This is a genomic window from Oscillibacter acetigenes (assembly GCF_025567605.1).
GTDB lineage: Bacteria > Bacillota > Clostridia > Oscillospirales > Oscillospiraceae > Oscillibacter > Oscillibacter welbionis.
The window spans coordinates 473,048-486,778 of sequence record NZ_JAOQKG010000001.1 but is presented as its reverse complement, the minus strand read 5'-3'; the positions used below and the strand labels follow the sequence as shown (position 1 = coordinate 486,778).

The window sequence follows — 13,731 nt, the reverse complement described above, 5'->3', positions numbered from 1 at the left end:
GGGTACAAAAAAAGGACATTTCTTCTTTTCAGAGGAAATGTCCTGATTTCTTGGACGGGCTGACAGCCCGCCCAAACGGTATTTTATTTTTGTCGTTACTATAACACCCCCTACAATATAACTACTTCGCGGCTCGATTTTTCGGTTTGGAAAAGGATGAAAAACCTTGCCAGATAACCGAAAATCCTTGATATACGGGGCTTTTCCGGTTTGTCGTAATTATACCGTAAGGGCATACCTTTGCAACCATGGCACTGGGTAGCGGGATGGATGTGAAGACCCTCTCCTCGATGCTGGGCCATGTGTCGGCGGCCACTACACTGGACATCTACACCCACATCACCAATCCCATGCGGTCTGAGGCGGCGGCAAAGATCGACCAGAGGATCGCAAAGGTCGATCCCAAAGAGAAAGAGGTGGCCTCAGAGCGAGCACCGGAGACAGACCCGCAGTCATTCATCCCCTTCATTCCCTACAACGGCAAGATCCGAAAGGCCGGCACCGGCTGTATCACCCAGATCAGTGAACACTGCTGGGAGGGGCGCTACTCTCCGGTCTGGCCGGATGGCAAGAAGCACTCCCGCAATGTGTATGCTAAAACGCGGGAGGAATGTGAGGCACTCTTGCCTGGGCTGATCGAGCAGATGAAGGCGGAAATCAAAGCCATCAAGGAGAGCGGAAACCTGGAGGCTATCCCAGACGGGATCAGCGAGAAGAAGAAAGCCATCGCCGCCTATATGCGGGAGCATCCGGAAGTTACCAGCAAGAGCGCCATTGCTAAGGCAGTTGGGACAGACAGAAGCACGGTGCGAAAATACTATAATGAGATTTGAAATGAGGTGAGCCTGAAGTAAGATCAAGAGTTGTACCCCGGAAGATAAGGCAAAGAGTCTCTTGGTCTGGCTCCGGAGACTCTTTGTTCCATGTGAGCAGTTTATCATGAGGTGTCTATACGAGATTTGATTGATATCATTCAGGACATTTATAAAGGGGAACCAAATCTGTTAAAAGCGGTAGTCTGCCTTTAAAAACTATGGTATAATGACTAAAAACTACAAATTTAGTGGAGGTGGACTCCATGACACCAGAACAAAAAGCTCGTGAGGCAATCGATCAGCGGCTGATTCAAGCCGGGTGGATCTTGCAGGATATGCGCCAACTCAATCCAATGGCAGGCCCAGGTGTTGCAGTGCGGGAATTTCCCACCAGCACTGGGCCGGTGGACTATGCCCTTTTTGTGGATGGCATCCCGGTTGGCGTCGTGGAGGCCAAGGCGGACGAAAAGGGTGAGAACATCACCACTGTGGAAGGGCAGTCAAGCCGATATGCCGGAAGCACTTTTAAATGGGTCAAAGCGGGATACCGCATTCGGTTTGCCTATGAGGCCACTGGAAAGCTGACTCGTTTCACCGATTATAACGACCAGAAATATCGTTCCCGCCGCATCTTCAGTTTTCACCGTCCCGAAAGCCTTCGTGCCCTGCTAAAGTCTGAGGATACCATCCGCAACAACATGAAGCACTTCCCGCACTTCGACACCATGGGCTTCCGCAGTTGCCAGATCACAGCTATCGAAAGTCTGGAGCAGTCCTTTGCCCAAAATCGTCCCAGAGCGTTGATTCAGATGGCCACCGGCGCAGGCAAGACCTTTACAGCCATTACGGCGGTATATCGTCTGCTGAAATATGCCAAGATCAACCGAGTCCTTTTCCTGGTGGACACCAAGGGCCTGGGTGAACAGGCAGAACGGGAATTCCTGGCCTACCGCCCCAACGACGACAACCGTTCTTTTCCTGAAATCTATGGGGTGCGGCGGCTGAAAAGCTCTTACATCCCCCAGGATGTACAGGTGTGTATCAGCACCATCCAGCGGATGTACTCCATTCTGAAGGGGGAGGAACTGGATGAATCGGCGGAGGAGACTTCCTTCAATGAGCTGACCTCGGCAGACCGCCAGGCAGCCAAAGAAGTGGTCTACAACGAGAAGTACCCGCCGGAGTTTTTTGACTGCATCATCATCGACGAGTGTCACCGCTCCATCTACAATGTCTGGCAGCAGGTGCTGGATTACTTTGACGCCTTCCTCATCGGCCTCACTGCCACGCCGGACAAGCGTACCTTTGCATTTTTTAACGAGAATGTGGTCAGCGAATATTCCCGGGAGCAGGCCATCATCGACGGTGTCAATGTGGGTGAGGATATCTTTCTCATTGAGACCCAGGTGACCAAAAGCGGCGCCCACATCATGAAACAGGTCATCGAGTGCCGCAACCGGCTTTCGCGTGAAAAGCGATGGAAGCAGTTAGATGAGGATGTGGATTACCAGCCCACTCAGTTGGACCGGGACATTGTCAATCCCAGCCAGATCCGTATGGTGATCCGCACATTCCGGGACAACTTGTTTACCACGCTGTTCCCACGGCGTAAGGAAGTCCCTAAGACTCTGATTTTTGCCAAAACAGACAGCCACGCCGACGACATCATCCAGATTGTCCGGGAGGAATTCGGCGAGGGAAACGAGTTCTGTAAAAAGATTACCTACTCCGCCGAGAATCCGGAGGGTGTGCTCAGTGAGTTCCGCAATGGCTACAATCCCCGTATTGCGGTCACAGTGGACATGATTGCCACCGGCACCGATGTCAAACCCATCGAGTGCCTGATTTTCATGCGGGATGTACGCAGCAAGAACTATTTTGAGCAGATGAAGGGCCGGGGTACCCGTACCCTCAGCAAGGACAACCTGCAAAAGGTGACCCCCTCGGCCACCGAGAACAAGGACCACTTTATCATTGTGGATGCGGTGGGCGTTACCAAGTCCAAGAAGTCCGAGACCCGTACCTTGGAGCGCAAGCCCTCGGTCTCTTTGAAAGAGCTGATGATGACGGTAGCCCTGGGCGCTCGGGACGAGGACACCCTGACTTCCCTTGCCAACCGGGTGATTCGCCTCAACAGCCAGATGAGCTCCGGCGAGCGGAAGGAATTTGCCCAGGTGGTAGGCGTTCCGGCCAGTCAGCTGGCGGAAGATTTGCTTGATGCCTTTGACGAGGATATCCTCACCGCCCGAGCCCGGGAGCAGTTCCATACCCAGGAGCCTACGGAGGAGCAGCTGAAGTCGGTGCAGCGGGAGGCGGCGGCCCAAGCGGCCGCGCCCTTCTGCCGTCCGGAGGTACGGGACTTTATCGAGAATGTCCGCCGCAGCCATGAGCAAATCATCGACAATACCAATCCGGACACGCTGCTCTTTGCTGGGTTTGATGCCCAGAAGGAGGAAAACGCCGACCGGGTGATCCGGACCTTCCATGAGTTTATCGAGGAGAACAAGGACGAGATCATTGCCTTGCGTATTCTGTATAGCCAGACCTATCAGGACCGGCCCATGGCCATTGAGAAGCTGAAAGCCCTCTATGAGAAGCTGCGCAGCAAGGGCGTGACCATCGAGCGGCTGTGGGACTGCTATGCCATCAAGAAGCCGGAAAAGGTAAAGGGAACGGGGACGCTGCGCCAGCTGGCCGACCTGGTGTCCATCATCCGGTTTGAGATGGGAGAGGCGGAGGGTTTACAACCCTTCGCCGATAAGGTAAACTACAACTTCCAGCAGTGGACCTTCCGCCGCAACGCCGGTGCGGTACATTTCACCCCGGAACAGATGGAGTGGCTCCAGCTGGTGAAGGATCACATCGCCACCTCTCTGAGCATCCAACCGGATGACCTGGACCTGAGCCCCTTTGACCGCAAGGGCGGCCTTGGGCGGTTCTATGAGGTGTTCGGGGAGGAATATGAGGCTATTTTAATGGAAATGAATCGGAAATTGGTGGCGTAAATGGATAAGAAAACTGCATTGCCGTCGCACTGGGAAATTAAGAAAATGACAGAAGTTGTAACCTGGGGTTCCGGAGGAACACCAAAAGCGACGGAAAAGTCTTACTATGAAAACGGAACTATTCCTTGGCTGATTATCGGTGACTTAAACGATGGCATTGTCAATTCATCATTAAGTAAAATTACAGAATTAGGGCTGAAGAATAGCAGTGCCAAAATGATTCCGGTTGGAACATTATTAGTTGCTATGTATGGGAGTATTGGGAAATTAGGCATTACCGGGATAGAATGTTGTACGAATCAAGCCATTGCATTTGCAAAGGAATTGCATGGTGTAACAACAAAATATATGTTTTATTACATGTCCATGATCAAGCCAAAATTGATTTCCATGGGCAAGGGTGGCACACAAAAAAATATAAGCCAATCTGTACTAAAATCATTAGATGTTGTCGTTCCTCCAATCCCGGAACAGGAGTGCATTGTCTCCAAAATTGAGGAGCTATTTTCCAAGCTGGACGCCAGCGTGGCGGAACTGCAAACCGCAAAGGAAAAGCTGAAGGTCTACCGTCAGGCGGTGCTGAAAGAGGCGTTTGAGGGCAAGCTCTCCGAGCAATGGAGAGGGAGCCACAATATGTCCCCACAAGATGATTTTTTGAGTATCTGTAAGCAAAATCAATCTTTTAAAGATACATCTGGCGATGAAAATGAGATAGCACTCGACTTGCCGGCCACATGGTTAAAAGTGCGTATTGGTGATGTTTTTGATGTAGAGGTTGGAGCAACTCCTAAACGTTCAATCCCTGAATATTGGAACGGTGACATCAATTGGGTAAGTAGTGGTGAAGTACATTTCAATACAATTACCGAGACGAAAGAAAGAATTACTGAATCCGGATTGACTAACTCATCTACAAATTTGCACCCTGCTGGAACCGTTATGCTGGCTATGATAGGAGAAGGAAAAACGAGGGGCCAGGCAGCTATTTTGAATATCGTTGCAGCACATAACCAAAATACAGCAGCCATATTGGTATCTAAAACCCCTTGTGAGCCTAAATATATCTATTATTTTCTCCTCCTAAACTACGAAAATACCAGGCGAGTTGGCTCTGGAAATAATCAAAAGGCATTGAATAAAGAGCGAGTTCGCGCATTGCGTTTTCCATTTACATCGTTCGAGGAGCAGAGAGTAATTGTTGAGAGCATAGAGTCTCGGTTATCTATCTGTGACAGCATTGAGCAAACCATTGGTACCTCCTTACAGCAGGCAGAGGCCCTGCGGCAGAGCATCTTGAAACAGGCCTTTGAGGGGAGAATCTAAATGTCTGAACAAACCACAACCATCATCTCCAAGGTCTGGGGGATGTGCGGGCCGCTGCGGGATGACGGCGTGTCCTACGGCGACTATCTGGAGCAACTCACCTACCTGATCTTTTTGAAAATGTCCGACGAGTACGCAAAGCCCCCTTACAAGCGCCAGACTGGCATCCCGGAGGGCTGCGGCTGGGCGGATATGAGTGATCTGAAGGGTGCAGAGCTGGAGGGGAAGTATAAATCCATCCTGGAGACTCTGGGTGAACAGGGCGGTACCCTGGGCAAGATCTTCAGGGGCGCTACCAACAAGATCAACAACGCCGCCATCCTGTACCGCATTGTCCAGATGATCGACAAAGAAAAATGGGTGTCCATGTCCACCGACGTGAAGGGCGAGATCTATGAGGGCCTGCTGCAAAAGAACGCCGAGGACGTGAAAAGCGGCGCGGGCCAGTATTTTACTCCCCGCCCGCTGATCCAGGCCATGGTGGAGTGTATCCGCCCAGAGCCCATGAAGACCGTGGCTGATCCCTGCTGCGGCAGCGGCGGCTTTTTGCTGGCAGCCCAGAGCTATCTGGCTGACCCGAAGCACTACAACCTGGACCGGGAGAAAAAGGAGTTCTTGAAGAAAGAGGCCTTCCGGGGCTGGGAGATCGTGCCCACCACCTTCAAGATGAGCCTGATGAATCTATACCTCCACAATATCGGCGACCTCTATGGTCAGGTGCCCATTACCCTTGGGGACGCCCTGCTCACAGATCCCGGCGAGCGGTTCGACTATGTGCTCACCAACCCGCCATTTGGCAAAAAGTCCGCCCTTACCTTCACCAACGAGGAGGGAGAGCAGGAGGAAGAGGATCTGGTCTACAACCGGCAGGACTTCTGGACCACCAGCTCCAACAAGCAGCTCAACTTCCTCCAGCACATCAATACTCTGCTGAAAGCCACCGGTAAGGCGGCAGTGGTGGTGCCGGACAATGTGCTCTTTGAGGGTGGAGCCGGCGAGACCATCCGCAAGAAGCTACTGGAGACCTGTGACTTCCATACCATTCTCCGTCTGCCCACGGGCATCTTCTATAAGCCCGGCGTCAAGGCCAACGTGATCTTTTTTGACAAGCGCCCGGCCAGCCCGGAGTGGCAGACCAAAGAGGTCTGGGTCTACGATCTACGGACCAATATGCACTTCACCCTCAAGCAGCATCCCATGACCTTTAGGGATTTGCAGGACTTCATTCAGTGTTACAACCCCGAAAACCGGTATGAACGCCATGAGACTTGGAACGAGGAGAACCCGGAGGGCCGCTGGCGCCGCTTCACGGTGGAGGAGATCCTTGCCCGGGACAAGACCAGTTTGGATATCTTCTGGATCAAGGACAAGTCCTTGGCCGACTTGGACAACCTACCCGCCCCGGAGGAACTGGCCCAAGATATCATGGAGAACCTGCAATCAGCCATGGACGGATTCAGTGAGTTGTTGGCAGAACTGAAAAAATAGTTGCTTTTTTGGCTTTTTCAACCTGATGCAAACTCATAGTCCCATTTTTATATTTCAAAATTGAGAGATATAGTCAGCCGAGTTCCTCAATTTTTGATGGACTGTAAACAAAATTAAGGCCCTCTGGAATTTATTCCAGAGGGCCTTTGGTCCGAGTAGTGCGACTCGAACGCACGACATCCAGCTCCCAAAGCTGGCGCGCTACCAACTGCGCTATACCCGGATATTCGATTTTTCTGCATGATACCATGCGGAGAAGGAAAAAGCAAGTTTTTCGTGTCTGTGGGCAGTGCTGTGGTCAAGCCCGGTTTTGCGGGGGGATCTTCAGGCGGGGGATTTCCGCCGCAGGCTACTGTCCCAAGGACTTCCAGGCTTTCACTTTTTGGGGAATGGATAGGCTCTCTATCCTCCCAAATCACGCGTGCTGCCAACTACGCTACATTTGGTCATAGATATTTCTCCCGCCCGGGGGCGTTCTTCCCCACATACGTGCGGCAATATACTCTGCGATCCGCCGCGTTGGCACTCTGGCACCATCTTTTACTGGATCGGGGACAGCACGATGGGTTCATTTTATACCTCTCTATTTTACCTGTTTCTCCGCCAAAGTCAAGTCTATTCGCTTCCGGCCGGTATGTCGGAAAGGCCGTCCGGAGGCTATGGGGCCTCCGGACGGCTTGACCAGGTCTCTTCACTTGGAAACGCAGAGTCGATTGTTCTCCACGGTAAGCTTGGCGGTGTCACCGGCCTTGAGGGTGCCGTCCAGCATCTTCTCGGCCACGGCGTCTTCCACCTTGCTCTGGATGGCCCGGCGCAGGGGACGGGCCCCGTACTTGGGATCAAAGCCCTCCTTAGCCAGCTCTGCCACAGCCTCGTCGCTGGCATCCAGGTGGATGCCCATGGTCTCCATCCGGGCGGAGACGGTCTTCAGCATCCGCCGGGCCACTTCCCGGATGTCCTCCTCCGTCAGGGGGCGGAATACGATGATATCGTCGATCCGGTTTAGGAACTCCGGGCGGAAGGTCTGACGCAGCTCCGCCATCACCTGCTCCCGGGCGGTCTCGAACTTCTTTTCAGCGTCAGGATCGGAGTCCCGCTCCTCGGCGGAAAAGCCCAGCTTGCTGCCCATGGCAGTGAGGCTGCGGGCACCGATGTTGCTGGTCATGACGATGACGGTGTTCTTGAAGTCCACCGTCCTGCCCTGAGAGTCGGTGATCCGGCCGTCATCCAGAAGCTGCAGCAGGATGTTCCACACATCCTCGTGGGCCTTTTCGATCTCGTCAAACAGTACCACGGAGTAGGGCTTGCGCCGCACCTTCTCCGTCAGCTGACCGCCCTCCTCGTGGCCCACATAGCCCGGCGGGGAGCCAATCAGACGGGACACTGTGTGCCGCTCCATATACTCAGACATATCGATCCGGATCATGGCGTTCTCATCGCCGAACATGGCCTCTGCCAGGGACTTGCACAGCTCCGTCTTTCCCACGCCGGTGGGGCCCAGGAACAGGAAGGAGCCGATGGGGCGCTTCGGATCCTTCAGACCCACACGGCCCCGACGGATGGCCCGGGCCACGGCCTTTACGGCTTCGTCCTGACCCACTACCCGCTCGTGGAGGGTGTCCTCCATGTGCAGCAGGCGGGTGCCCTCATCCTCCGTCAGACGGGTGACGGGGATACCGGTCCAGCCGGCCACCACGGCGGCAATGTCGTCAGCGTTCACCGGGCGGTGCTGGGTGTTGTTCTTGCGGCGCTTCTCCCGCTCCATCTCCACCTGCTCCTGGTAGTCCTTCTCAATGTCCCGCAGCTTGGCGGCGGTCTCATAGTCCTGCTTCTCGATAGCAGCCTCCTTGTCCTTGGCCAGGGCGGCGATCTTCTCCTCCAGGCTCTTCAGCTCCGGGGAGATCTCCTCCGTCTCCATCCGCACCCGGCTGGCAGCCTCGTCCATCAGGTCGATGGCCTTGTCCGGCAGGAACCGGTCGTTGATATACCGGGCGGAGAGCTTCACGGCGGCCTCCAGGGCCTCGTCGGTGATCTGGAGGCTGTGGTGCTTCTCGTACTTCTCCCGCAGGCCCTTCAGGATCTCCAGAGACGCCTCCTGGCTGGGCTCACCCACCTGCACCGGCTGGAACCGTCGCTCCAGGGCGGCGTCCTTCTCGATATACTTCCGGTACTCGTTCAGGGTGGTGGCGCCGATCACCTGGATCTCGCCCCGGCCTAGAGCCGGCTTGATGATGTTGGCGGCGTCCACGGCGCCCTCGGCGCTGCCGGCGCCCACGATGGTATGGAGCTCGTCGATGAAGAGGATCACATTGCCGGACTTCCTGACCTCCTCCAGCAGCTTCTTAATCCGCTCCTCAAACTCGCCCCGGTACTTGGTGCCCGCCACCATGCCGCTGAGGTCCAGGGACAAAAGGCGCTTGTCCAGCATCTCGTCGGGTACGTCGCCCATAACGATCTTCCGGGCCAGACCCTCAGCGATGGCGGTTTTGCCCACACCGGGCTCACCGATCAGGCAGGGGTTGTTCTTGGTGCGGCGGGAGAGAATCTGGATCACCCGCTGGATCTCCCCGTCCCGGCCGATGACCGGGTCCAGCTTGCCGGCCCGAGCGTCGGCGGTCAGGTCCCGGGTGAACTCCTTCAGGGTCTTGTTCTTGCCGTTATCCTCCTTTGCGGGGCTGGTGCCGGAGCGGCCGGGATCGGCGGCCTGACTCCGGGGCATCTCACCCAGCTTCTGCATCAGGGCTGTGTACAGGTGACGGGCATCCACGCCAGCGGTGCGCAGGATGCGGACGGCCATATTGTTGCCTTCCCGCAGGATGCCCGCCAGCAGGTGCTCCGTGCCCACGTAGTTGTAGCCGCCCCGCATGGAGTCCTCCATGGCCAGCTCCACCACCCGCTTGGCGCGGGGGGTGAGGCCCTGGGCGGGATTGCTGCCGGGCAGACCGGCACCCACGCTCTTCTTGATGATCTCCACGATCATGTCATCGGTGAGGCCCGCCTCCGTCAGAACGGTGTGGGCCACGCCCTCCTCTTCCCGGATCAGGCCCAGCAGCAGGTGCTCCGTGCCCACGTAGCCGTGGCCCAGCTCACCGGCTGCCTCCTGGGAAAGCCGCAGGGCCTCCTCCGCCCTGGGCGAAAATTTGTTCTCATTCATAGTGTCTTACCTTCCTTTCCATGGGAAAGTCCCGTTTACTTGTTTTCCTTCTGCTCCTTGTGAGCGGCCTCCAGAGACCTGATCTGGTCCCGCAGCTCCGCCGCCCGCTCAAAGTTCTCCTGGTGCACAGCCTTCTTCATCTCCAGCTTCAGCGCGTTCATCTGGCGCAGATAGGCAAAGCGGCTCTGGTCCTCCTGGCCTACCAGGTCGTCCTTCTTTTCCTGCTTTGCCTCCTGCTGCTGGACAGGAGAGGCGCTCAGGGCCGGCATCTCGGCGAAGAAGTCGTCAAAGGGGTCCTCCAGCATCTTCATTCTCCGCCCCAGCAGGCTGGGCATGGGAGAGAAGAAATCGTCGAAGAAATCGTTTCCAAAGAGGCTGTTCCCGAAGAAGCTTTGCATCATCCGCTGGCTCTGGGCACCCAGCCGCTGGGTATAGCCCAGCTTTTCCGCGCAGTCGCTGCACAGGTGCTTCTCTTCCACATGGCCGTTCACGTTGCTCCGATACACAAAGGTAACTTCATTCTTACCACAATTTTCGCATTTCATAAATCAATTCCTCCTATCATCTGGAAACTGTGCGTGCTTATTGAAACATTTTTCCCCGCTGCCCGGGTCCCGGCTACACCTGCAGGATCAGCACCTGCTTCATGATGTCCGCCCGGACGGTGTCCCGGCTCTCCCGCGGGACCGCGGCCAGGGCCTTGTCGCCGACGGCGGCCAGAATGCTCCGACCTGCGTTCTCCTCCAGGGCGCCGGCCTGGACCAGATTGTTCAGGATGGCCCGAGCGGAGGCCAGGTCCACCTGGCTGCCCAGGGTGTTGATGACCTGCATCAGCAGCGTCTGGCGGTCCACCCGGACCCGGGTGATCCGGATGTAGCCATTGCCGCCCCGGCGGCTCTCCACGATATAACCCCGCTCCGGGGAAAAGCGGGTGGACATCACGTAGTTGATCTGGCTGGGTACGCAATTGAAGCGCTGGGCCAGGTCATTGCGCTGGACCTCCAGCACACCACCGTCCGTCTCCTCCAAACTCTCCTGCAGGAAGCTGGCAATCAAATCGGAAATCCCCACGGATGATTCCTCCCTTTCCAAAGAACGCCTTGTCTCTTTGACTTTGACTTTCTTTAACCTTTTGTTCTGTGTTTAGTATAACACGCCCGAGCAAAATGTCAAGAGCTGAATTTTGACTTTCTTTGACCTATTTGAAAACAATTTATGAACAGTTAGTCTTGACAAACGTCATTTTTGGACGCTTTCCCGTATTTTTTCGAAAATTTAACCATAGAATTTGAACGGCTGGTACTTGCTTTTTTTAATTTGTATGCTACAATAGGGGTACAATTCTGATGGAGGTGCTTCCCATGGCTTACAAAATCACTTCTGCCTGCGTGAGCTGTGGCTCCTGCGCGGACGCTTGCCCCGCCGGTGCTATCAGCCAGGGTGATGACCAGTACGTCATCGATGCTGCCGCTTGCCTGGACTGCGGTTCCTGCAGCGACACCTGCCCCAACGGCGCCATCGTCCCCGAGGAGTAATCGAGGATACATAAAAGGTCCGCGAGCCAAAGCTCGCGGACCTTTTTGTCGTTTCGGCAACTGTAAGAAATCTGTAAGAGATTTCTCCATAGAGTTGTAAGAAATTGGTGTTATCCTGCCGGTGTTCCCCGCTGGAGTGAAGAAAGAGGCCCTTTACTCCCGTAATATTGGGGACAGCCGATTTGAAAGGAGACACACGATGAAACACGCTTGGAAGAAGCTGCTGGCAGCAGCGGTGCTGCCCTGTCTGCTGGCGGGATGCGGTGCCCTGGGAGGGCCGGAATCTGAGGTCCCCTCCATGGACCACTTGCTTGGCTTGACCCAGGAACAGCGGCTGGAGGACTACGACTACCTGGTCCAGACACTGGGGGACAGCTATCTCTGCATGGGTGTCCGAGACCGGGACAACCCGGAGGACCCGTCGGCGGCCATCTTCCAGGCATACCGGGAGATGATCCAGGAAAGCGACAGCGACGAGGTATTCTATTCCGCTGTTTACAGCACACTGTTCCGCCTGGGGACGTACGGCCACCTCTGGATCGTGGAGCCGGATATGTACCGCGCCTACTGTGAGGCCTATGAGGACGGCGGCATCCAGGACCGGGAGCACTGGCGGGAGGTGCTGACGGACCCGGTGACCGTCCGGGGCTATGAAAGACTCCAGACGCTGCTGGATGCCTACGGCGAAGAGGACGGCACGGTCAATTCAGCCGATTCGGAGGAGCCTGCCGCGAACCTCCACACCCTGCTCCTGCCCGGCGGAGACGTGGGGTATGTGAAGATCGACAGCTTCCCGGCGGAATATGAGGACAGCTACGCCACAGACCGGGCGGCCCTGACGGACTTCTACCGCCAGGCGGCGGACTGCACGGATCTCATCATCGACCTGACGGACAACTCCGGCGGAAGCGAGGTCTACTGGCAGCAGCTGCTGGCGGCGCCCCTGACGGACCGTCCCCTCTCCTGCACCAACTATGCCCTGCTGGCGGAGAGCGGCAACAACCGCCCCTATATCCAGGAGGTGTTCTCCCCGGAGGAGCTGCACCCCATCGCGGACCTGCCGGATCTGCCCAAGCTGGAGCGGGACGGAATCCAGGCCGCCACCCACTTTGTGGAGAGCACCCTCTCTGTGGAGCCAGCGGCAGAGCGGGCCCCCTTCCACGGCCGCATCTGGGTGCTGGTGGGGCCAGCGGTCTACTCCGCCAGCGAGTCCTTCGCCGTGTTCTGCCAGGAGACAGGCTTCGCCACCCTGGTGGGCAGTCCCACCGGCGGCGACGGCATCGGGGCTCTGGATCCAGTCTTCCTGCAGCTGCCCAACAGCGGCATCCTGGTGCAGTTCACCATGATGTTCGGCCTGAACGGTGACGGCTCCAGCAGTGAGGAAACGGGCACCACGCCGGACATTCTCTCCCCTGCCGGGGAACCGGCTCTGGTGACGGCCCTGCGGGCCATGGAGGGAGTCGCATGACCGACCACTGTCTGGAGGAAAGCCGCGGCCTTTCCGGAGGAACGCCACAGGGGCTGCCCGCCTGCCCTCCCCCGTCCGCTGAATGCCTGGAGCGGTCCCGGGGCGGGCTCTCCCTCAATCATCTGAAGGCCGTGGCGGTGGCGGCCATGGTGATCGACCATATCGCCTTCGCCTTTGTCCCCGACGGCACCCTGTTGGCGATTCTCCTGCATTCCATCGGAAAAATCACCGGCCCCACCATGTTCTTTGCCGCCGTGGAGGGCTGTCACCACACCAGAAACCTCAACCGGTATCTGCTCCGCCTGGCTGTTTTCGCGCTGGTCAGCTGGTTTCCCTTTCTGTACTTCCACTTCGGCGGCGATCTGGCCGCCATCCAGCTGATGCGCCCCAATGTCATCTATACCATTTTTCTGGGCGTTCTGGCGGTCCGCATCCGCAGGAGCCCGCGCCTCTGCTCTGCCTGGAAGGTCCTGCTGATTTTGCTCCTGTTCATCCTGTCTGTCCCGGCGGACTGGGGCTACACAGGCGTGGTGATTATCCTGGTGTTCGACTATTATTATGGCAGTTGGAAGCACCAGGCGTTTGCCTACTGCATGGTGGTCATGCTGGACATGGGGGTGCTCTCCCTGCTGATCCACCCGTTTTTCGGACTGTTTTACGACCATGTCTTCCAGATCGACTGGGAGCTCTACGCCTACTCCGTCGAGTACGTGGGGGCGTTTCTGCCGCTGCTGCTCCTCTCCCGCTACACAGGCCGGCACGGAACCAGCGGCGGTTTTTCCAAGTGGTTCTTTTATATGTTCTACCCCCTCCACCTGCTGGTCCTGGGCTGGCTCCGGGCCGTGCTGTAAGTCTCGGCCCTCACGACCCGCAGGGGCCTGGACCGGCGGGCGATGAGAGCATCGGCCTGCTGCAGAAACTTCCATCACCCACCGGGCCAGCG

Annotated in this window: 9 protein-coding genes, 1 tRNA gene and 1 pseudogene; 7 read left to right on the top strand and 4 right to left on the bottom strand. The window is 56.5% G+C overall.

The genetic code is table 11. The features are described 5' to 3' along the window. Positions 1 to 233 precede the first annotated feature (233 nt). The 4 genes and pseudogenes from OCV80_RS02545 to OCV80_RS02530 form a co-directional block, all read left to right on the top strand. Positions 234 to 833: pseudogene (locus OCV80_RS02545) on the top strand (tyrosine-type recombinase/integrase); the annotation flags it as partial. Between the two features lie 245 nt (positions 834 to 1,078). Further along, the gene (locus tag OCV80_RS02540) at positions 1,079 to 3,820 is read left to right on the top strand and encodes a type I restriction endonuclease subunit R (protein ID WP_267288167.1); all 2,742 of its coding nucleotides are present in this window, start codon (positions 1,079 to 1,081) and stop codon (positions 3,818 to 3,820) included. Next, a complete protein-coding gene (locus tag OCV80_RS02535; protein WP_267288166.1) occupies positions 3,821 to 5,143 on the top strand; it encodes a restriction endonuclease subunit S in 1,323 nt (440 codons plus the stop codon). It begins immediately after the preceding gene. Beyond that, positions 5,144 to 6,631 carry a class I SAM-dependent DNA methyltransferase gene (locus tag OCV80_RS02530; RefSeq protein ID WP_267288165.1) on the top strand — a complete coding sequence of 496 codons (1,488 nt, stop codon included), beginning with the start codon at positions 5,144 to 5,146 and terminating at the stop codon, positions 6,629 to 6,631. A gap of 147 nt (positions 6,632 to 6,778) precedes the next feature. Here the strand turns inward: OCV80_RS02530 and OCV80_RS02525 are convergent. The 4 genes from OCV80_RS02525 to OCV80_RS02510 all read right to left on the bottom strand — a co-directional run bounded on the left by OCV80_RS02525 (position 6,779) and on the right by OCV80_RS02510 (position 10,856). Then, a tRNA-Pro gene (locus OCV80_RS02525) sits at positions 6,779 to 6,854 on the bottom strand. 468 nt (positions 6,855 to 7,322) lie between these two features. After that, positions 7,323 to 9,785: an ATP-dependent Clp protease ATP-binding subunit gene (locus tag OCV80_RS02520; RefSeq protein WP_119311551.1), complete on the bottom strand. Its 2,463-nt coding sequence runs from the start codon at positions 9,783 to 9,785 to the stop codon at positions 7,323 to 7,325. Between the two features lie 35 nt (positions 9,786 to 9,820). Continuing rightward, a complete protein-coding gene (locus OCV80_RS02515; protein ID WP_021749162.1) occupies positions 9,821 to 10,330 on the bottom strand; it encodes a UvrB/UvrC motif-containing protein in 510 nt (169 codons plus the stop codon). A gap of 73 nt (positions 10,331 to 10,403) precedes the next feature. Then, positions 10,404 to 10,856, bottom strand: coding sequence for a CtsR family transcriptional regulator (locus OCV80_RS02510; RefSeq protein ID WP_025544308.1), 453 nt, complete (start codon positions 10,854 to 10,856; stop codon positions 10,404 to 10,406). A 290-nt stretch (positions 10,857 to 11,146) separates the two neighbouring features. Here OCV80_RS02510 and OCV80_RS02505 point away from each other — a divergent pair, with 290 nt between their 5' ends. The 3 genes from OCV80_RS02505 to OCV80_RS02495 all read left to right on the top strand — a co-directional run bounded on the left by OCV80_RS02505 (position 11,147) and on the right by OCV80_RS02495 (position 13,639). Then, a complete protein-coding gene (locus OCV80_RS02505; protein ID WP_025544307.1) occupies positions 11,147 to 11,320 on the top strand; it encodes a DUF362 domain-containing protein in 174 nt (57 codons plus the stop codon). A gap of 199 nt (positions 11,321 to 11,519) precedes the next feature. Beyond that, a complete protein-coding gene (locus tag OCV80_RS02500; RefSeq protein WP_021749165.1) occupies positions 11,520 to 12,788 on the top strand; it encodes a S41 family peptidase in 1,269 nt (422 codons plus the stop codon). Then, entirely contained in the window at positions 12,785 to 13,639 is an 855-nt protein-coding gene (locus OCV80_RS02495) for a TraX family protein (RefSeq protein ID WP_119311552.1), read from the top strand. The genes OCV80_RS02500 and OCV80_RS02495 overlap by 4 nt, the downstream gene beginning before the upstream one ends. Positions 13,640 to 13,731: the final 92 nt, after the last annotated feature.

Coding starts and splice junctions, on each gene's coding strand:
- OCV80_RS02515 (WP_021749162.1), bottom strand. CDS start 10,330: ATGAAATGCGAAAATTGTGGTAAGAATGAAGTTACCTTTGTGTATCGG.
- OCV80_RS02520 (WP_119311551.1), bottom strand. CDS start 9,785: ATGAATGAGAACAAATTTTCGCCCAGGGCGGAGGAGGCCCTGCGGCTT.
- OCV80_RS02535 (WP_267288166.1), top strand. CDS start 3,821: ATGGATAAGAAAACTGCATTGCCGTCGCACTGGGAAATTAAGAAAATG.
- OCV80_RS02505 (WP_025544307.1), top strand. CDS start 11,147: ATGGCTTACAAAATCACTTCTGCCTGCGTGAGCTGTGGCTCCTGCGCG.
- OCV80_RS02500 (WP_021749165.1), top strand. CDS start 11,520: ATGAAACACGCTTGGAAGAAGCTGCTGGCAGCAGCGGTGCTGCCCTGT.
- OCV80_RS02495 (WP_119311552.1), top strand. CDS start 12,785: ATGACCGACCACTGTCTGGAGGAAAGCCGCGGCCTTTCCGGAGGAACG.
- OCV80_RS02530 (WP_267288165.1), top strand. CDS start 5,144: ATGTCTGAACAAACCACAACCATCATCTCCAAGGTCTGGGGGATGTGC.
- OCV80_RS02540 (WP_267288167.1), top strand. CDS start 1,079: ATGACACCAGAACAAAAAGCTCGTGAGGCAATCGATCAGCGGCTGATT.